This window comes from Trichocoleus sp. FACHB-6 (genome assembly GCF_014695815.1).
GTDB lineage: Bacteria > Cyanobacteriota > Cyanobacteriia > Cyanobacteriales > FACHB-T130 > Funiculus > Funiculus sociatus.
Map to the genome: position 1 here is coordinate 35,220 of NZ_JACJOY010000050.1, position 19,436 is coordinate 54,655.

The following is a 19,436-nucleotide window of genomic DNA, read 5'->3' on the forward strand; positions in this document are numbered from 1 at the left end:
GCCTAGCGCTCTTGATTTATGAATAAATAAAGGTAGGACAGGCAAAACCTTAAAGAAAGTTTAAAAAACTGCCATACCTCTAACAGTCTATTTATTGGGGAGGGAACAAAACTTCAAGAGCGATCGCCTGAGCTTCTGACATTTGTCCATAAGAAAACACGCAAGGTATATCTGGCGGCAGATGCGGAAGAAACTGCTCTAAAATATATGGGCTACCGTAAATTACCAAGGCTTGTAGCTCGGCGTTTTTTAATAATCTTTTAAACAAATCTTCGGCAACGGGCGTTAAGCCAGCACTGCCTCGGAAAGGATTGCCACGGATGAAAAGTTGAAGCAATGTTTGTGTTGTCGAGATGGAAGCGATCGCTTCTGACAATGCCACAGTCGGGGTATGGTGGTCAACCAGTTGCAATTGATAGCCTAAGCTTTTTGGTAATGCCACAGCCGGGGCAAGTTTACCTAAAAACTTACAATTGAGTACGTCATCCACCACTATTAAATTGCGTAAGTTGCCTGTGCTTCTAGGCAGAGGAACCTGGCCATGAACTAGCAGGGAATCTCGCGAAATGTTTGCAGATGTGTTTAGTGCGTGAGGTGAGGCGAGTTGTAGGGGATTGGGGATTGGGGATACCAAGTCTCCCCTACTTCCCTGTACCTTGCGCTTAGCTTTCCAGATGCGTTCAACCGAGGCGCGAATTCGCGCCTCGGAAATGCGCCCCTCTGTCACAGCGTCACAAACTGCTTGGATGGCACCAGCCGGATCTACTGGCATTAGCAAAATATCCGCCCCGGCTTCTACAGCTAAGACGGGGGCTTCCGAAGCTCCATAACGGTTAGCGATCGCTCCCATTACCAAGGCATCGGTGACAATTAAACCTTCAAATCCTAGCTCTTGCCGTAGCAGAGAAGTCAAAATAGGATAAGACAAAGTGGCGGGGCGTTCGATATCCCAGGCGGGGATGAGCAGATGAGCGCTCATCACAGCGTCAACACCAGATGCGATCGCTGAGGCAAACGGTGGCAGTTCAATTTCCCCTAGTCGTGCTGGTGAGTGTGGCAAGACGGGCAAATCTAGATGAGAATCAACCGCCGTGTCGCCATGTCCGGGAAAATGCTTGGCAGTCGTCAACACCGGAAAACGTTGTGCGCCCCGAATAAAAGCAGATGCCAGCTGGCTTACTTCCTCTGGGGTTTCCCCAAAAGCCCGCACGTTAATGACTGGGTTAAGGGGATTGTTGTTGACATCTACGACGGGCGCAAGCACCCAGTTGATCCCTATAGCTAGTGCTTCCGAGGCGGTAATAGCGCCCATTTCCTGGGCGTAGTGCAAGGCTCTGGCGACATCTTTCCGGTAAATTGCTCCAATCGCCATCGGCGGGGGAAACCAAATTGCCCCAGAAAACCGCTGCCCAACGCCTTCTTCAATATCAGCGGCAATCAGCAGAGGGATTGTGGCAAAACTTTGCAGTTGTTGCGATCGCAGTGCCAATTCTCCCGCACTGCCTCCCAACAAAATTACACCGCCAACACCCAAATCCTGTATCCAGTGTTGCAGCTTTGCTCTGGGTGGTTCCCATTCTGGGTACTGAATTTGGTGATCGAACAGGTAGCCCGATGCTCTGACTACAAACATCTGCGCTACCTGTTGTGGCACAGTTAGCGATTCCCACTCAGGTAGCGACTCCGACACAGATTTCAATCTTCAGCCTCAACGATGTCTTCCATTTCCCCACTTCCTGGCTTACGCTCATTACTAAGCTGATTTATCAAACTCAGAAGGCGATCGCCCCGTTCCAAAGATTCATCTTCCAGAAACATTATTTCTGGTGTCCGACGCAGCCCCAGTCGTTGACCTAATTCCCGGCGCACAAATCCGGTTGCTGCCGTTAAACCAGCCATTGTCTCTTCTTTTGCTTCATCGGTGCCATAGATGCTGACAAAGATTTTAGCGTGTTGCAGGTCGCCGGAAACATCGACATCTGTAACGCTGACCATTCCAGCGCCTACGCGGTCATCTTTGATTTCTTGGAGCAGCAATTGGCTGATTTCGCGTTTAATTAGTGCTGAAACGCGAGAAACGCGACGACTCGTAGCCATAGTAGTCCGCTGCCTTTAAGACAGTCTGAGCAATGATTTTTTATCGTACTAAACTGGGCCCAACCCCAGCATCGCCCGTAGGGTGAGGGCAACAAAAGTTAAGCCTGCTACAAATAAGCCGATCGTGGCGATCGCGCTTATCGGGTTTTTCATCAGTGGCTGCAACCACGCAAAGGCGTAAAAGAACACCCCCAGGATGATTGTCACCAAGTAGCGAGGGTAGCGAGAGACGTTATCCCAAAAGCCATCAAACATATGTTGGAGACCGCAGCTATAAGGTACTGCATTTTAACTGTTAACATTTAAAGCGCAAGTTCGACTAGTCCGCAAGAGCGCGATCGCTTTATCCGGCTATCGTCACGGAATAAGCGCGATCTCACTTATTGGTCTTCTCGCCCAAACACTAACCAATTATACACCTATTAACTTGCTTAAAGCGCGTTAGTATGGTTAATTTTATGGCTTTTAACTGTTACAACTAAGGTTTTAATTTTCAGCAATTATTTATCTAAATCACTATTTATCTTAAGCCCTTATATTGTAAAATTGTAAAATCTTTATATAGTTGATCTAAACTTATTGCTAAATGCTAGTACAACCCAACACAAAAAATCAAAATCTTCCTAAACCTTTTTTAAAATGGGCGGGAGGAAAAAGCAAATTACTAGAACAGTACAAATATTATTTACCTAAAAATTTTAAAAGTTACTACGAGCCATTTTTAGGGGGGGGCGCTGTATTTTTTTATGTTAATCAAAATCTTCATAAAAAAGCTGTATTAACCGATATAAATAACAACTTAATTGAAACTTATCTGTGCGTCAGAGATAACGTTGAGCACTTAATTGAGTTGTTGTCAGAGCATCAAAAAAAGCATAATAAAGCCTATTATTATGAGATGCGATCGCTGTCTTATAACACAGACTTAGAAAGGGCCGCTCGTTTAATTTATTTAAACAAAACCTGCTTTAATGGACTTTATCGAGAAAACTCCAAAGGTAAATTTAATGTACCCATAGGCAGATATGTCAATCCTCCGATTTGCCAGCCAGATTTACTGCGTTCAGTATCAATTGCACTTCAGTCTGCTGTAATTGATGTTAGACCTTTTGAAGATATCCTGAAGTACGCAAATTCTGATGACTTTGTATATTTCGATCCGCCCTATCATCCTCTAAGCGATACCAGTTACTTCACAGCCTATAGTCGCTATTCCTTTAATGAAGACAATCAGATAAAACTTAGGAATATATTTGCAGAACTTGCAGCGCAGGGGGTCAAAGTTATGCTCTCTAATTCTGACTGTACCTTCATTAGAGAACTCTACAGTGACGATAAAATTTTTCAAGCAAATAATCTTCCTACTATTCACACTATATCAGCATCAAGAGCAATTAATTCCAATCCCAAAAAACGGGGTAAGATTTCCGAAATTTTAGTAACTTCATATTAAAAGTTGTTGTTAGCCCAGACCATAAAACTTACTAATGTATGCACTGCCAATAAATTTGCATTTGAGTGAACTTGTTTGTGAAACCAACTAACTGCTCCCGGCTTCATACCGCCACCGTCTATTACTACAACAGATGGGACTGGATAGCAAGTTTGAATATTTAAGTTGACATAAGGTAGTTTCTCATCAACAGAACCCCCGCTTTGTTGCCACTTGCACTCAATAATTAACCCAGAAGGAAAGGCAGCTAAACCAATAATATAAAAGTCTACATAGATGTCAGTTCCATAAATGCCGTTGCCAATATAAACCTGTCTTGCATAGCGTTTAGGTAGCAGACAACCGTTTAAGATGTAGTCGCGTCGCTGCTTATTCGGTAAATTATTAGCGACTTGGAAATATCCATGTTCTCGCAGGGTTGCTTCTACAGTTCTTTCTAAAACTTTACCAGACCGATTTGCTCTGCCACCCTGAGTCATCATCTTTCCCAACCGAGACGGTACATTCTAAAGAAATATTAACTCTACAGTAAACTTTTTTCCAGTTCTGCATATTCAAGTACAAGAAGATAAAAGTTTATAATATTGGCTTAGAATAGTACATAGATACTATTAAAGAAATGAAATTGGCTCGCCATGTAATTAGTCGTGTGGGATAAAATTATGTGTGGAAGATTCAGTCAAAGTAAATCAGCAGAAACAATTGCTCAAGTATTCCAGGTAAATAATGTTCCTCCCTTAACGCCCCGTTATAACATTGCACCTACCCAGCAAATTCAGACGATTTTACAGAATGCAGAACAGTCCCAAAGGGAGTTTCAAATCTTACATTGGGGGCTGATTCCCAGTTGGGCGAAAGATCCAAAAATGGGGGCGCGGATGATTAATGCACGGGCGGAAACAGTAGCCGAAAAGCCTTCTTTTCGGGCGGCTTTTAAACAGCGCCGTTGTCTAATTTTGGCTGATGGCTTTTATGAGTGGCAGCAGCAAGAAAAGAAAAAGCAACCTTTTTATTTTCGGATGAACGATGAGAATCCCTTTGCCTTTGCTGGGCTTTGGGAGCATTGGAAAAGTGACGATGGTGAGGTGATTAATTCTTGTACGATTTTGACAACAGAACCTAATGATTTGATGCGCCCCGTCCATAACCGGATGCCTGTAATTATTGACCCAAAAGACTACGATTTATGGCTAGATACAGAGGTAAAAACGCCAGAGCTATTGCAGCCTTTGTTGCATCCGTACTCAGCCGAAGAAATGACAGCTTATCCAGTCAGCACGAAGGTGAATAAGCCAGTGAATGACTCGGCAGAATTGATTAATAGTTTGTGAGCAACTAGCAACATAACTAAAGTAGGGCGGGGGATATTCCCCACCCTACTTTTTATTTATATAGATAATTATTTATTCCGATAGAGGGTATGAAACTTGCATTGGGATATGCTACTACAGAATTGTAACGATCCCCAACCATTTTAGGAAGTAAGCAATTATGCCAGAAAGTTTTCTACTAAGCCGCGTGCTAATTCGCTTCAATGGCAAAGCAGATGAACCTCTCGGACAAGATTTATCAGCGGCTGCTTTCACACCTGATGGTAGCTTGTGGGTAGGTTCTGATGAAACCAGAACTCTTGAGCGTTTATCACCTATTGAGCCAAATATTTTCGGCGATCATCAGCAATTTTTTGTTAAGAATTTTATTGATTTATTTAATCAAGAAGGCGAAATTGATATAGAAGGGATGGATTATGCCAACAATTATCTATGGATAATCGGTTCGCATAGTACAAAGCGGAAAAAAGTAAAGGGTAAAGATTTAGAAAAAGATTTAGATAAACTAGCCACAGTAGAAAGGGAGCTAAATCGTTATGTACTAGCTCGTATCCCTGTGGTAGGGAAGGAGTTATTTAAAGTATGCTCTCATCCAGATAATCCAGACAAAAAAATGACAGCAGGTTGTCTTCAAAAGATAAACGATAATACTAATGTGTTGATGGAAGCCCTAAAAGAAGACCGCCACATAGGGCATTTTATAAAGAGTTCTATTCCCTCTAAAGAAAATGGATTTGATATTGAAGGATTAGCTGTTCGAGGAGATAAAATTTTCATCGGCTTGCGAGGTCCTGTACTCAGAGGCTGGGCGCTGATTTTAGAGATAGAAGTTGAAGAAACAGAACCGGGGATTTTAACACTGAAAAAAATCGGTAAAAAAGGGGAGCAATACAAAAAACATTTTGTGAATCTGAATGGCTTAGGTGTACGAGAACTGTGTCTAGATGGGGAAGACTTATTAATACTCGCGGGCCCTACTATGGATCTAGAAGGTGCTTTGCGAGTTTTTCGGTTAAAAAATGGCTTAGATCATCCTGAAAACAGTATATCTGGGCAGGAAGAGGGAGACTTGGAAGTAGTTTTAGATTTGCCTTTCAGGTTTGGTTCAGATCATGCTGAGGGGTTGGCACTCTTTCCTTGTTTAGGACAGAAAAATTCTCTTATGGTGGTTTATGATTCACCTGACGAGAACAGAATACTAGAGCCGCATAGTATTTTTGCCGATGTTTTCAGACTGAAGTGATGGTGTCGATTCTTTCTGAAGATATACCTCAATGGCATGATATCTATTCGCAGCCAAAGAAATAAGAGGAAAAAAAAATTTCATAGCCGATAAAGCGGTATATTTTTCTAAGGTCAGCATCAAAGGCGAACAGTGCCAAGAATAATCGCTATTCTCAACGGGAAGGGAGGAGTAGGTAAGACCACTACAGCAGTCAATCTGGCGGCTACCTTCTCGGAAAACAAACGGGTTCTTCTGGTCGATACAGACTCTCAGGGTTCGGCGAGTTGGTGGGTTGGGCGTAGTGAGAAAGGGATGGGCTTTGACCTAGCCCAAGAGACTGACCCAAAACTTTTGAGTAATTTATGCGAGATAGAAGGCTACGATTTAGTAGTGGTGGATACGCCTCCGGCGTTGCACTCCGAAGCATTAGCGGCGGTAGTAGCGATCGCAGATTATCTGGTTTTGCCTACACCCCCAGCAGCAATGGATCTGGCTGTACTTATTGAAACAGTCCGGGAAACCGTTATGCCCGTAGGAGTCGCCCATCGGGTGCTGCTAACTAAGGTGGATGGGCGGAGTGTAGGGGAAGCACTGGAGGCTCAAAACACTCTCATGGAGCTAGGAATCCCCACCTGTAATGCGTTTATTCGCGCCTACAAAGCCCACGAACGAGCGGCGCTAGAGGGGGTGCCTATTACTAAATGGCGCGGGACGAATGGACGGGAGGCTCAGGCAGACTACCGCCGTGTGGCTAATGAATTACAACGTGATTGGAGGAAATAATGACTAAAAAACGTCTCTCAGATTTACTACGTGAAGAAGCACAAAATTTACCAGACAAAGAAGAAGGTGAAACTGTTATAGAAGTCACCGCCCATAAAGTTTCAGAATCAGAGTTGCAAGCTGAGGAGGAGGAATCGTCAACAGATACCTCTGAACAAACTACTGCTAAGCGGACAAATCCAACCAAAGCTGATTTAGAAGCAATGGTGACAGACTTGAAAGCAACTATAGAGCGATCGCGTCAAAACGAAAGCTCTCTAATGGAAAAAATGTCTAATTTGGAAGCAAATCTTGATGAGCAAAAAGAATTAGTACAAAAGCTTCAAAAAGAGCTTAAACAACTAAACAAAGTAAAGGCAGAACTTGAGCAAGCTAAAAATGCAGCTATGCAACTTGCAGAAGCTAATTCTCAACTGAGTGATGAAGTTAATGCTCTGAAAAAAGGCAAGCAAGATAAGCAAGATAAGCAAGACAAGCAAGATAAGCAAGATAAGCAAGATAAGCCACCTAGCAAAGGACAACTAACCCAATCATTCGTGCGGCAACAACGTCCAGTTTTCAAACACGCAGATGAGCCTGCGGATTTTGCTGCAAAGACTTGGTTACTATAAATAGGTGTACATTCAAAGAATAATTTTGTAGGGCGGGGATTGCCTACCATCGAAAGATTTGGTCGGTTTACCCACCCTACTATTTTTGTTAACATAGCCTACCGAACTTAAAATCAGTTTTTGACGGCTTTTTGGCGCTTGATGATAAAACCTGTACCTGCACCAAATGCGATCGCGCCCATTACAAAAGGAATAGGGGTAGAGATAGAAACAGGTTGGGGCGCGGGTTTGGACGATGCAAAAGCTAATTCTACGAGTAATTTATGCGCGGCGGTTGTCGGATGGATGTTATCCCAAAATAAATATTCGTTGGGATTATCGCATATCTTAGCTTGGCTTAGACAGGCGTTGGTTACATTCGTGAAACCAAATTTTTCTGGATTGTTGACGACTTGATTAAAGAGAGAATTCACATCAAGATAGGTGATATTAATATCACTTAGTTGCTGGCGCAAATTGTTGAGAGATGCAGCTAATGCAGAGTTATGCTTCTGAGTCAAATTGTTGAGCGAGTTGGAACGTTCGCTGATCCGCGTACCTGGAAGTTTTCCTAAATCCGGCAAGTTAACTACTACGATATTTTTAGCGCCAGCGTCAGCGAGAGATTTCACTGCTACGCTTAAATTATTAACTGGCGCGGTAGAGTCAGTAGCGCCACCCAGGTAATCATTAGCACCAGCCCATACAATATACAGAGCTTTCGGATCTGCGGAAGAATGGGTTGCTTTAAAAGTTTCGATTTGCGTCAGCAATCCTGGGGAAAATTCCCTAGAATTACCTGTTTTCGCACCGCCGAAGGCGAAGTTAGTCTCTGTACTGGATTTTAATTTCAGCTTAGCTGCGAGATAGTCCGCCCAAACTAAACCATTAGAATAGCGTCCGCGAAAGTAGGGAGGGTTTGAGGGACTTTCCCCTCTTGTAACTTTATAGGCATTGCCAACATCCGAGATGCTGTCGCCAAAGACATAAATCTCATCAAAATTCTTCGCTGAAACTTCCTTGGGAAAGCCCAAAACTGTGAAGAAAGCGATCGCTGCTCCAGCGGTAGCCACCAAAATTTTTTTTATCAACATCCCCAAAGATTCCGATTTAAGCTACAACAGTTGCTTGTTCCTTGTAGCATTTCTGGAAGATGGCTGGCTGTTCGAGAGTCATCGCTTTACCCAACCTAAGCTCAAACAAGGGGACTTGCCATCTGCAAGATGCTGGGAGCGATCGCTACAGGCTAGGTACTTCTCCCAGTTAATAACCTAAGTTATGTTTTAAAAATGTAACTTTCGCTACTTTTTCCTGAAATGTCATTAAAATATGACTTATAGGGTCTTAACCCTGATATCCGTCCTTTCAGCAGAGGTTTCCTTATGCCTGAACTTACCTGTACTGTCCCCGTTCCCAAAACCCCGCAAGAATTGGAACAGGCTGTTAAACAATACATAGTCAACGATCTAAGGGGTGATGAACTCCTTTGTCAGTGGCAAGCAATCCGTGATGCCTCCCTTAATCAAGACTTTTGCGTGCCTACTGATAGCGACCTGGTTGCAGGCGAAGACAGCTATTAAGTTAAGTTTTTTGACACTGATGGGGTGCTTAGGAGCATGGATTTATTAACCCCCAATTTTCTGCGTAGGGGCATTGCCATGCCCCTACTTACAAAAACTCCCCCAGCTAATCTGAGGGAGTTTGAGTTTAAGCCGTTATAAAACCTAATTAAACTGAGACTGGAGTATTTGCAGGCTTTTTAAGTCGAGAAGTAGCAACCATCTTCATGCCTGCTGGTGCTGCTAAAGTTAAGCCCCGACGCACCGGAATAACCGGACGCTTATCAACCAGCGACACTTGAAAACGCGACAGAATTGTTGCGAGAACCAATTTCATTTCATACATGGCAAATGCCATGCCGATACAGCGACGATTCCCGCCACCAAAGGGCAAATACTCGTAGGGAGAAAATTGCCGTTCCAAAAAGCGTTCTGGCTTGAACTGCTTCGGCTCTGGGAAAGTTTCCTCGCGATGGTGGGCTAAATAGATACTGGGGACGATTACCGTTCCTGGGGGCAATTTGTAGCCGGTTATCTCGAAGGGCGATCGCACAACGCGAATAAAGGTATTCGCAGCAATTGGGTAAATGCGAAGCGTTTCCGAGCAAACCGCAGTTAGATAGGGCAGTTTGGCAATGACACTTGGATCTGCTGTGGTATTAACATCCAACTCTTGGAGCAGTTTGTCACGCACCTGCGGTAATTGGTCAACCCAGTACAAAGCCCACGTCAGCGCCGAAGCAGTGGTTTCATGTCCAGCCACTAGCAGAGTCATTAACTCATCGCGTAACTCTACATCCGTCATCGCTTGACCCGCTTCATCACGAGCAGACATCATTAAGCTGAGGATATCTTCGCGATTCAGGTTAGATTCTGCTCGACGTTCTGCAATCTGAGCATAAATCAGTTCGTCAATTTGTTTTATTTGGCGCTGCATCCGACCCCAAGGACTCAAACCGCCTAAATCTTGTTTAAGAAACTCAAAAAAGAAGGCGCTGGAGTTGAAGGGGGAAGTCATCAACTCCAGGGTTGAACCGACTAAGCTGCGTAGTTTTTCCAGACGCGACCCCTCATCCAGTCCAAACACCACCCGTAAGATGACGCGCAGGGCGATTTCTTGCATCGACACACGGATGTTGAAGGCTTTGCCAACCGTCCATTGATTCATCACCTGCTCGGCGATTTCAGAGATAATCTGACCGTAAGCCCGCATCCGTTCCCCGTGAAAGGGAGGGGTTAACATCTGTCGTTGGCGCTGATGGCGATCGCCATCAAGCAGTAGCAGAGAATTTTCTCCCATTAAAAACTCTAACCCGCTGTTCCCCCTCCCAGCATCTAACTGGCGGTCATCAGCAGTAAAAATCGTTTGCAGTGCTTGTGGTTGGCTGAAGTAAACAATCGGAGTATCCTTGCTTCCCCTAATGGTGAAGGTGTCACCATAGGCTTTGGCATAATCATCCAGGTACTTTATGGGCTGAAAAATAAACTTTATTAACCGCAGCGATCGCGGAGTGTTTGGCCCTTTAGGCAAACTGTTAGTGAGTTCCATTGAAGCGCCTTGTGTTCAGAGCAGTTTAATTCTATTGTGCCGATAGAGGGAGAACTGTGGGAAAGAAGCAACGCATTCCTGGGACTGAAAGAGATGGCGCACAAAAAAACTCCCCCTGACAAGCATCTCATTGTCCGAGGGAGGTTTTATTTTAGATTTGATAATCCAAAATCTAAAATCGATTAAGCGGGGTTTGCTTCCGCTCTTTTTTGGAGCAACTGGAGAACTGAAGCTTTTTCCAGAAGTCCTACTAGCACGCCATTGTCACGAATGACGGGAAGTTGAGTGAGCTTTTGTTCTTCTAGCAGCGTCACCACTTCCAGCAGCGATTGATCGGGTTTGACAGTTGTGGAGAATTCGATAGGTTGCGTTAGCTGACTAACAGATATTTCCGGCCATTGAGATGTCGGGATGGTTTTGAGATCGTCAACTGCGATCGCGCCCACCAATTTTCCCTGATCGTTAGTCACTAAGAACCGTTGCGCTTGGGGTTTGCCAATAATGTAGTCGTTAACAAACTCTCTCACAGAAAGCGCCTCAGATACAATCGGGCTATCCGGCATTACTGCATCTTGGGCGGTCAAATTTGCTAATTGCTCCTGCACTCTGGCACCTTGGGTTGCACGACCAGCATTTTGCAGCAAGAACCAACCGATTAATATATTCCAGACACCGCTGAAGCTACCCATTAGTAAAGGGAATAGTCCTGATGCGATCGCAATCCATCCCAGGATTTGACCAGCGCGACCAGCAAAGACAGTACCTTTGTAAGGATTGCCAGTAATCTTCCAAACTATCGCTTTGAGAACATTACCACCATCTAGGGGTAAGCCTGGAATCAGGTTAAACAATGCCAGCGCCAAATTGACGTAACCCAGCACCCCTAAAATTGCGGCAAATGGCCCGGAAATGCCTGAGCCAAAGCTAATAACGCTAATTACACCAAAAAGCGCCAAACTAACTAGAGGCCCTGCGATCGCCAGCCAGAATGCTCCTGCTGGCGTTTTTGGCTCTTTTCCTAAACTTGCCAGACCACCAAACAGAAACAGATTGATGGATTTAACTTCAATTCCCTGCCGGATGGCGACAAAACTATGTCCTAGTTCGTGCGCCAATACCGAAGCAAACAACAGTAGCGCTGCGATCAATCCCAGTAACCAGGGTAATCCCAAGCTAAGGGAAGGAAATTGAGCCGCTAGCCCGCTACCATAACTCAAAGTCACCCAACCCAGGACAAAAAACCAGGACGGATGCACGTTGAAGGGAATTCCAAAAAGATTGCCGACGCGAATTGTGCCGTTCATTACGCCACCTCTAATTTTACAGACGCAAGCGATCGCGTCTTTTCTTTGAGAGGCTTAACTGAACCTCTCGCATATCCTTATCGTAACGGAATGTAACGAGTGCCTTAATCTTTTTGCTATCGTAGTATCCGTCCATTCAGGTTCGGTTTTGGGAATATTGTTCTGTGCCGTTCCCCAGCTTGCCTCGGCATAATAGAATCAGCACTGCTCTGGAATTTTAAGGGCAGAAAAGCTTTCCCAACATCGACCGCAGGTGCTGATTATGCCCGTCTCCCAAACCCAAATGATTCGTTCTTACAATCAAGAAGATATACAGCAGATTTTGCAGATAGCGATCGCGCGTCAAGCTGATGACACAGAATTTACTCGCGAACAGCTATTAGAAATCGCCGCTGAGTTAGAAATTTCCCCAGAATGTCTTCAAGTAGCAGAACAGCAGTGGCTACAGAAGCAAGGAGAAATCCAAAAGCGGCAAGATTTTAATATTTATCGACATGGAAGATTACAGAAACACGCTGGCAATTTTGCGATCGTAAACTCATTTTTTATGGGGCTGAATCTAGTTAATGGAGGTGAGCTTACTTGGTCTTTGTATATTTTATTATTCTGGGGACTAGGGCTAGGACTCAACGCCTGGAATACCTATCAATCTGAAGGCGAAGATTATGAAAAAGCCTTTCAAAGATGGTATCGCCAAAACCAAATTAAACAATCCATTAACACCATTTGGAATAACTTGTTTAAGACTTGGGGAACTTAATATTAAATTCTCGTTCCCAGTCCGCAGTCTAGGAACGAGAAAAAATTACTCACAACCCCCGAAATTCTTCTTGCAATGCCCGATGACGAGGATAACGCTGCCGGATATCAGTAATATAGCGTTGCCAAGCCGCTGAATCATTCAAAACAGACAAATAAATTGATTTGATTGCACTAGCATGACGAGCCGCAATGCTGTAATGTTCGCGGTTTTTATTGTCAATATGGCTCTGCACGAGTTGCTGATAAATTTGAATAGATGCTTCCGTGCGGTGTTGCTTCACGCCTTCTGCAACTAAAATTCGCAACGACTCCTCATAATAAGAATTGGCTTTTTGCTGTGCAAGTTGAACAGCCGCATCCCAATCTTGCTCGTAAAGATAAATTTCCGCCAGATTAGTGCTACTTGCTTGAGCAAATTCTATCAGCTTAAGTTTCAGTTCTTGCCAGTTACCTAACTTGACACCAAGGGTTTCAATTTGTTTATATAAATCTAACGTGGTTTTACCGAATTCAGCCAAAGTCATGAAAATGCGACAGTAGTTTGCATCATCCTGTTGCTGGCGATAATGTTCCGCTAATCTCTTTAAAATCGGGCTGTCTTCTAAAGATGAATAACGGGGAGCATAAAGATAATTCAACTGACTCTGAGGTTGAGCTTTTCTGTTAACTAAATCAGATACCCATTGCTCTAACGTCTCCAGGTGTTTTTCCCTATCTCCCTTTTGCTGCCAAAATTCGGCTAACTGTAAATAGTCTTTCTCTTTCTCCAGATTAGCTTGTCGAACTCGGAGATAGTTTTCATCATCTCCTAATTCAAGATAATATTGGGCAATCAAATCGGAGCTTCTCTCGTAATCGCTATTTTCAAACTTTTGAATAAGATAGCGAAAATCTTCTGGGACAGTACAAATTTTGTCCAGTGCCTCTTCAATCGCTTCAGTAACTTCACCGTAGCCACAAATATTCCAACTAAGAGCATCAATTAGCACGTCAAAGTAATTGTGCTTTTGCTGATGAGGTAAATCTAATCTAGTGACAGCTTCGCCGTATAAACAAATTGCTTCTTCGATTTGTGGCGTACCAATGAAAAACTCTCCTTCCTCAAAAACTTCATTGCCGCAAATTGCAATATGCCAAAAAACATCGATTTGATCGACAAGATTCAAAGTTCTGGCATTTTCCAACAAAATATCTAATTCAGAATACTCTTCACTTTCGTCATATTCATTATCGTAATAATCATCGTACCGTCCACGTTCTTCAAGTTCGTCAAAAAATTTGCTGATGTCTCGTTTAAATTGCTTGACTACTTGAGGGGATACAGGCTGTTGCTGGAGAATTTGGGGTGAAATACTGACATTTGCTAACAGAATGCGGCGAAAGTCAGCTTCAACGCTGGAAAGGTTTATAATCAAGTTCAACAGCTCTTGGTGAGACATCCCTGTTAAAGCTTGCTCAAGGGCGGTGGAAGTATTTGCATCCATAAGTTTGAGTTTCAGGCGATCGCGCAAGTGGTAGGAGTGTTATTGCTCTGTCCATAAGCTAGCGCCTTTTAGGATATATTCTGTTGGGCGATCGCTTTCTTTTACCCTAAAATAATCCTGTCGGCTTGGTTCAAATAACCAGCCCATAAGGTCTTTCGACAAGTTCTCCGGCAAAACTATGGTTCAGTACACTCTCGCACAAAGCCCAGAAGTCATCCTGACTGTTCCAGGCAAAGATTCAAAAAAAGCCCGTGAGAAAGCGATGGAGCAGCTTATGGAACTCATGGATGCAGAGGAGCTACCCACCGATCTCGAAGAGGGATTTAGTCCGCAACAGCTGATTGAAGTTAAAGAACTTCAAACAGATGAAAAGAGCGATGAGGACGCTGTAACCCAAGCTGTACAAGTTCTCAGCAACCTGGCCACTCTGAAGCTGAAGGTGCAGGAGTCACGCTCCGAAGCTCTGAAAATTCGCGCTCAGGTAGATATCCTATTTACAGAGCAGCCGGTAAGTGAGGAGGAAATCTCTAGCCTCAAGGACGGTTTTAAGGTTCTCAAAAACTTTGCCCAAGTTAATCAGCGCTACCTGGAAGCTCGATCTAAAGCAGAGGAAGCACGGGCGGTGCTAGACGAGGCTCTAAAATCTCCAGAAAAATAACTTTACTAGCGATCGCTCCATTCTTGGCAAGGGCGATCGCTATCAACACATTAAATGCACAACAACTTAACGTAAAATGATTCAATTTGGTAGTACCTCCCCTGATTCCGGGGAAAAGAACTGGCGACACCAGCTAAATCAATTTGTTAAAGCAAATCAGCAGGAATTAGCAGCACTTGCTTGGGGATTGTGGTTAGAAAATGGAGACACTAAAGGTACTTTAGGGCTGGATATCAAACCAAAACCGCATTTCGTCTATTGTCCCAAACAAGCTATAGAAGCACTAAATAACCAAGTTGAAAATAAACTTCAGGAAATATTGGGAGTTGTGGATGCTCATAAACCGGAAGTGGAAGTTCTGATTATTGGAATTGGTGAGGGACAAATAAAGATAATTCAGTTTGAACCAGATCCCCCACCACCCATTTGTTTTGAGCAAGTCGGCGCAGATGTTGATACATTGCTAGAACGCATAGAGCAAGGCATGGCGGAACAGATAGACTAACTCTTCTAACTTCTTCTGTGCAATTGGTCGCAGTTCAAATCTACAACAACATACCCGCGATCGCAGCTGTCATCAAACCCGCCAACAAACCCCCAATCATCGACCTTACACCCATTCGCGCCAAATCTTTCTGACGATTCGGTGCGATCGCGCCAATCCCGCCAATCGTAATGCCAATCGAGCCAATATTGGCAAAGTTGCACAGCGCATAGGTAGCAATAATTACTGCCCTTTGGGAAATCGCCTGAGTTTCAATCAGCGTCTTCAAATCCAGGTAAGCGATAAAATCATTCAAAATAGTCTTTTTGCCCAACAACACCCCAACTTCCCTACAATCAACCCAAGGCACCCCGATCAACCACGCCACGGGTGCCATTACATAAGATAAAATCGACTCCAGCGACAGGGTTGCCATCCCCACCAGTCCCCCTAACCATCCCAAAACGGCATTCACAAACGCCAGCAACCCCAAAAAGGCAATAATCATCGCCGCGACGTTAATTGCTATTTTCGTCCCGTCCAGCGCTCCCACAGCCGCTGCATCAATGACATTCTCATAGGTGCTTTCCACGTTTATTTGCACTTTGCCAACGGTCTTCGGTTCTTCTGTTTCCGGATAAAGCAATTTTGAGGCAACGAGTGAGGTGGGCGCAGTCATAAAAAAAGCAGCTATCAGGTGTTCGGCGGGAATTCCAAAGGACAGATATGCGCCTAATACTCCACCCGCAATTGTGGCAAAGCCCCCAGTCATCACTGCGTGCAGTTCTGATTGGGTCATTGTCGCTACATAAGGTTTAATTAGCAGGGGTGACTCAGTTGGCCCTAAAAAGATGTTGCCAGCACAAGATAAAGACTCAGCCCCCGATGTTCCCATTGTCTTCATCATCACCCACGCCAATCCATTCACCACGCGCTGCAAAATCTTGTAGTGGTAGAGTACGCTGATGAAGGCAGAGAAAAAGATAATTGTCGGCAGCACTTTGAAGGCAAAAAAGTGATCTTCGTATTTTTCCCCAAAGACAAATTTCGCACCGACATCAGAAAATGATAGAAAGCGACTCACCACATCGCCTATTGCCTTAAATATCGCTAAACCGCCTGGTGTTTTAAGAATTAGAAGCGCCACAATAAATTCTAATCCCATCCCCCACAATATCGGACGCCAGCGCACCGCACGGCGATTTATCGAGAAGGCGTAGGACAACCCCATAAAAACAGCCAACCCAACTGCTGAAATTACCCGCTCCATCGATTCTTAAAACGCTAAGTTAGAATACGGCGTATCATAGCCTGGATACGCGAACAAGAAAGTATCACTTGCTCCTCCGGATTCAAGCTTTATGGGGATGAAGCACAATGAATAACTATAACGTCCAGAAATAATAGAATTTTGGGGAGATAATTATAATGGTAAGGATTTTTCTTTCCGCTGGACATGGTGCTGGAGATCCGGGCGCGATCGCGGGAGGCACTACGGAAGACAGGGAAATGAGACTCACCCGCGATGCTGCTGTAGCCGAAATGCGATCGCGTGGTTTAGATGTCACCTCTGTTCCCGACACGCTGAGTTTAAAGGAAACTATTACCTGGATTAACGTGCGATCGCGTCGTGGCGATGTGGCGCTAGAAATTCACGCCGATGCTGTTAATAATCTTAACGTGCGGGGTGCCAGCATCTTCTACGTCGCTGGCAACGCTCAGCGGCAAGCCGATGCCCAGTTGGTACTGCAATCTTTACTCAGAGTAGTTCCGGGATTGCCTTCTCGTGGAACTAAACCAGATACTAGCACCGGAGTTGGGAGTTTGGGTTTCTGCCGTCAAGTGGATATTCCTTCAATGTTGTTGGAGTTGGGGTTTCTTACCAGTGCAGGCGATCGCGCTTTACTGCAAAGTAAACGTAAAGAGTTCGCCCGTGGACTAGCTGACGGACTGCAAGCTTGGAGTACGCGAGAAGCGCAGCGACAAGGCATGACTCCCCCGCCTCCTCGGTCATACCCAGTTATTAGCGTCAAAATCAACGACCAGCTTTATAATAATCAGGGTATTCTGGTTAACGGTAATGCCTCTATTCCCGTTGTTTTTCTGAATTCGTTGAAGATCGATCCGAGTAAAGTTGCCAATTTTCCCAAAGTTACTCACCGCAATCTTGAATATATCAAAGCGGTTGATTTACAACAGTTGGATGTGTCTATTAAATGGGATAATCCCTCTCGGACGGTTATTTTAAGCGCAAAGTAAATTCTCAATTAGCCCGATCAGCCCGGAACTTAAGTTCCAGGCTAATAGCTAAAGTCCATTAAAATGGACTGAAATCTCTGGTTTTTTCTGGATTGCTATCGTCCTATGCAAGAGTTGGGTGCGATACATATGTAGGGACATGGCAATGCCATGTCCCTAACCTTGGTGGGGAGAACGTCAGAACCGCGATATATTCCACCCAACTGAGAAACGCTATAGCGTTAGATTCAAATCCAAGGCGGGCGATCGCAATTGGTGCAAGATAATGAACATTTCCCAAGCTGAATCGGTGACAGCAATTGTGTTGGCTGGCGGACAAAGTTCGCGGATGGGAAGGGATAAAGCCTTAATTTCTGTTAATAATATGCCGTTGATTCGGCAGGTTTATGAAGTCGCCCAAGAGTGCGCTTCTGTAGTTTATGTGGTGACACCTTGGATTGAAAGATATCAAGATGTCTTGCCAAGTAACTGTCAATTAATTCGAGAAGTTTATGACTTGGAAGCAGGGAAACCTCACGGGCCTTTAATTGGTTTTAGACAAGCTTTAGAATTGGTGCAAACAGATTGGGTGCTGTTACTTGCCTGCGATTTGCCCAATTTAAAAGTGGAAGTTTTGCAGAGTTGGTTACAGCAGTTGCCAGAGGTGCCAGAAGATGCGATCGCGCTTCTTCCCCGACACCCGAAAGGCTGGGAACCCTTGTGTGGTTTTTACCGCCGTTGCTGTTTGCCGCTACTGTCTGAATATATCAATCGAGGCGGCAGATCCTTTCAGCATTGGTTGGCGGAACATTCTGTACAGAAACTACCCGTAACTCAACCAGAAGTATTGTTTAATTGCAACACTCCCGCTGATTTGGAAGCACTGGAAAATTAATTTACCCGCATTCCCTGGCTGGGCTGGGGAATGCGAAAATGACTACTGAGAGGATGTCTTAAAAGTCATAATTCACACGCTTAGATGGTGGAGATCCCCCTTGCATCCCCCTTAAAAAGCGGGACTAAGACTTGATCCCCCGTTTCAAGGGGGATCAAGCTAACTTTTGACACTTCTGGGACATCTTCTAAGTATTTAAGGATTAACTGGTCTTGGTCTAGCCGGGATAACTGGATTTGCGTCCAAATTAGGCAGAGGTGTCAACCCCGGCGGAGGTGCTACCGGAGGTGTAAACTGCGGCGTTGGATTTGGGGCAGGCGGTGGCGCAAAGGTGGGGGACAAGCTGCTAGGATAATCTTCCGCCGAAATGCAGCGATTCATTGCGGTGCTGGCGGTGATTTCCAGTTGGCGAGTCAAGCCAACGACGCATTCAGCAAAGCGGACTGGCAGCAGGCTGCGGCGACAATTATCAAGAACATCAAGCGCTGCCGCATTTCTGGTGTCGTTGTTAATATTAATTACACACCTGCCTAACTCTATCGGGCGGCGCACGCGGGTACAGGCAGGCAGAACATCTTGCGCGGCAAGCTGAGTTTCTTGGTTAATATAATACACGCAAGCGGATAATTGCTGAGGATCGAGTGCGTCTGAACAAGCTGAGGCAGCTTGTTCTACGGAAATACCAACATTCCGCAAGTCGGCGGCACAGTATTGAAATGGACTCAGATGGGTGGCGGCGGCAGGATTGCTGGGAATGATAATTGCAAAAAATCCTGCTGTTAGCGCGATCGCAGTAAACTTATCGCTACTTTTGTTTTGCATTTTGATTTCTATACAAGTCGCTCAAAAGCTATCCTACTTGTACTTTGGACACACTTTGCACTTTCCAGTCGCTTAAGACAATGCCACAAAGCAAAAAAAATACCTGTTGACAATTAAGCCAAAGTATGCCACCGAATTTAATCCAGCAATGTAGCAGCGTAGGGTACGTTACGCTGTCGCGCTTGGCACCCCACACAATTTT

The 19,436-nt window shown here is 44.6% G+C and carries 21 protein-coding genes; 11 read left to right on the forward strand and 10 right to left on the reverse strand.

What is annotated here, in order from left to right:
- Positions 1 to 91 precede the first annotated feature (91 nt).
- Genes H6F66_RS09160 through H6F66_RS09170 form a run of 3 tightly spaced genes read right to left on the reverse strand, consistent with a single transcriptional unit; the run spans position 92 to position 2,352 of the window.
- Positions 92 to 1,699: a glycoside hydrolase family 3 N-terminal domain-containing protein gene (locus H6F66_RS09160; protein ID WP_190420429.1), complete on the reverse strand. Its 1,608-nt coding sequence runs from the start codon at positions 1,697 to 1,699 to the stop codon at positions 92 to 94.
- Positions 1,696 to 2,097: a 30S ribosome-binding factor RbfA gene (gene rbfA / locus H6F66_RS09165; protein ID WP_190420431.1), complete on the reverse strand. Its 402-nt coding sequence runs from the start codon at positions 2,095 to 2,097 to the stop codon at positions 1,696 to 1,698. The genes H6F66_RS09160 and rbfA overlap by 4 nt, the downstream gene beginning before the upstream one ends.
- Before the next feature lie 48 nt (positions 2,098 to 2,145).
- A complete protein-coding gene (locus H6F66_RS09170) occupies positions 2,146 to 2,352 on the reverse strand; it encodes a DUF751 family protein (protein WP_190420433.1) in 207 nt (68 codons plus the stop codon).
- Between the two features lie 331 nt (positions 2,353 to 2,683).
- Here H6F66_RS09170 and H6F66_RS09175 point away from each other — a divergent pair, with 331 nt between their 5' ends.
- The gene (locus H6F66_RS09175; protein ID WP_190420434.1) at positions 2,684 to 3,550 is read left to right on the forward strand and encodes a DNA adenine methylase; all 867 of its coding nucleotides are present in this window, start codon (positions 2,684 to 2,686) and stop codon (positions 3,548 to 3,550) included.
- On the opposite strand, the gene H6F66_RS09180 is transcribed toward H6F66_RS09175, so the two are convergent.
- Positions 3,547 to 4,029, reverse strand: coding sequence for a PD-(D/E)XK nuclease superfamily protein (locus H6F66_RS09180; RefSeq protein ID WP_190420649.1), 483 nt, complete (start codon positions 4,027 to 4,029; stop codon positions 3,547 to 3,549). The two genes, H6F66_RS09175 and H6F66_RS09180, sit on opposite strands and share 4 nt — an antisense overlap.
- Before the next feature lie 183 nt (positions 4,030 to 4,212).
- Between H6F66_RS09180 and H6F66_RS09185 the strand changes: the two genes are divergently transcribed.
- From H6F66_RS09185 to H6F66_RS09200, 4 genes are all read left to right on the forward strand, one after another.
- Positions 4,213 to 4,881: an SOS response-associated peptidase gene (locus H6F66_RS09185; RefSeq protein WP_190420436.1), complete on the forward strand. Its 669-nt coding sequence runs from the start codon at positions 4,213 to 4,215 to the stop codon at positions 4,879 to 4,881.
- A gap of 160 nt (positions 4,882 to 5,041) precedes the next feature.
- Positions 5,042 to 6,124 carry a DUF3616 domain-containing protein gene (locus tag H6F66_RS09190; protein WP_190420438.1) on the forward strand — a complete coding sequence of 361 codons (1,083 nt, stop codon included), beginning with the start codon at positions 5,042 to 5,044 and terminating at the stop codon, positions 6,122 to 6,124.
- Between the two features lie 132 nt (positions 6,125 to 6,256).
- The gene (locus H6F66_RS09195) at positions 6,257 to 6,889 is read left to right on the forward strand and encodes an AAA family ATPase (RefSeq protein WP_190420440.1); all 633 of its coding nucleotides are present in this window, start codon (positions 6,257 to 6,259) and stop codon (positions 6,887 to 6,889) included.
- Positions 6,889 to 7,500 carry a hypothetical protein gene (locus H6F66_RS09200; RefSeq protein WP_190420442.1) on the forward strand — a complete coding sequence of 204 codons (612 nt, stop codon included), beginning with the start codon at positions 6,889 to 6,891 and terminating at the stop codon, positions 7,498 to 7,500. Before H6F66_RS09195 ends, H6F66_RS09200 begins: the two co-directional genes overlap by 1 nt.
- Before the next feature lie 113 nt (positions 7,501 to 7,613).
- Here H6F66_RS09200 and H6F66_RS09205 read toward each other — a convergent pair whose 3' ends face one another.
- Complete coding sequence (locus H6F66_RS09205) at positions 7,614 to 8,573, reverse strand: SGNH/GDSL hydrolase family protein (RefSeq protein WP_190420444.1); 960 nt, start codon at positions 8,571 to 8,573, stop codon at positions 7,614 to 7,616.
- 288 nt (positions 8,574 to 8,861) lie between these two features.
- On the opposite strand from H6F66_RS09205, the gene H6F66_RS09210 reads away from it, so the two are divergent.
- Positions 8,862 to 9,059 (forward strand): hypothetical protein, encoded by a 198-nt coding sequence (locus H6F66_RS09210; RefSeq protein ID WP_190420446.1) that lies wholly within the window; start codon positions 8,862 to 8,864, stop codon positions 9,057 to 9,059.
- Between the two features lie 148 nt (positions 9,060 to 9,207).
- Here the strand turns inward: H6F66_RS09210 and H6F66_RS09215 are convergent, their stop codons facing one another.
- The gene (locus H6F66_RS09215; protein WP_190420448.1) at positions 9,208 to 10,587 is read right to left on the reverse strand and encodes a cytochrome P450; all 1,380 of its coding nucleotides are present in this window, start codon (positions 10,585 to 10,587) and stop codon (positions 9,208 to 9,210) included.
- Between the two features lie 182 nt (positions 10,588 to 10,769).
- A complete protein-coding gene (locus H6F66_RS09220) occupies positions 10,770 to 11,891 on the reverse strand; it encodes a site-2 protease family protein (RefSeq protein ID WP_190420450.1) in 1,122 nt (373 codons plus the stop codon).
- Positions 11,892 to 12,153: 262 nt separating this feature from the next.
- On the opposite strand from H6F66_RS09220, the gene H6F66_RS09225 reads away from it, so the two are divergent.
- Positions 12,154 to 12,651 (forward strand): 2TM domain-containing protein, encoded by a 498-nt coding sequence (locus tag H6F66_RS09225; RefSeq protein ID WP_190420452.1) that lies wholly within the window; start codon positions 12,154 to 12,156, stop codon positions 12,649 to 12,651.
- 49 nt (positions 12,652 to 12,700) lie between these two features.
- Here the strand turns inward: H6F66_RS09225 and H6F66_RS09230 are convergent, their stop codons facing one another.
- Positions 12,701 to 14,137 (reverse strand): hypothetical protein, encoded by a 1,437-nt coding sequence (locus tag H6F66_RS09230; RefSeq protein ID WP_190420454.1) that lies wholly within the window; start codon positions 14,135 to 14,137, stop codon positions 12,701 to 12,703.
- A gap of 178 nt (positions 14,138 to 14,315) precedes the next feature.
- Between H6F66_RS09230 and H6F66_RS09235 the strand changes: the two genes are divergently transcribed.
- The gene (locus tag H6F66_RS09235) at positions 14,316 to 14,795 is read left to right on the forward strand and encodes a hypothetical protein (protein WP_190420456.1); all 480 of its coding nucleotides are present in this window, start codon (positions 14,316 to 14,318) and stop codon (positions 14,793 to 14,795) included.
- 79 nt (positions 14,796 to 14,874) lie between these two features.
- A complete protein-coding gene (locus tag H6F66_RS09240; protein ID WP_190420651.1) occupies positions 14,875 to 15,300 on the forward strand; it encodes a hypothetical protein in 426 nt (141 codons plus the stop codon).
- Between the two features lie 40 nt (positions 15,301 to 15,340).
- Here H6F66_RS09240 and H6F66_RS09245 read toward each other — a convergent pair whose 3' ends face one another.
- A complete protein-coding gene (locus H6F66_RS09245) occupies positions 15,341 to 16,549 on the reverse strand; it encodes a NupC/NupG family nucleoside CNT transporter (RefSeq protein ID WP_190420458.1) in 1,209 nt (402 codons plus the stop codon).
- A gap of 158 nt (positions 16,550 to 16,707) precedes the next feature.
- Here H6F66_RS09245 and H6F66_RS09250 point away from each other — a divergent pair, with 158 nt between their 5' ends.
- The gene (locus H6F66_RS09250; RefSeq protein ID WP_190420460.1) at positions 16,708 to 17,538 is read left to right on the forward strand and encodes an N-acetylmuramoyl-L-alanine amidase; all 831 of its coding nucleotides are present in this window, start codon (positions 16,708 to 16,710) and stop codon (positions 17,536 to 17,538) included.
- Between the two features lie 265 nt (positions 17,539 to 17,803).
- A complete protein-coding gene (locus H6F66_RS09255) occupies positions 17,804 to 18,412 on the forward strand; it encodes a molybdenum cofactor guanylyltransferase (RefSeq protein ID WP_190420462.1) in 609 nt (202 codons plus the stop codon).
- A gap of 195 nt (positions 18,413 to 18,607) precedes the next feature.
- Here H6F66_RS09255 and H6F66_RS09260 read toward each other — a convergent pair whose 3' ends face one another.
- Positions 18,608 to 19,234: a hypothetical protein gene (locus H6F66_RS09260; protein WP_190420464.1), complete on the reverse strand. Its 627-nt coding sequence runs from the start codon at positions 19,232 to 19,234 to the stop codon at positions 18,608 to 18,610.
- Positions 19,235 to 19,436 lie beyond the last annotated feature (202 nt).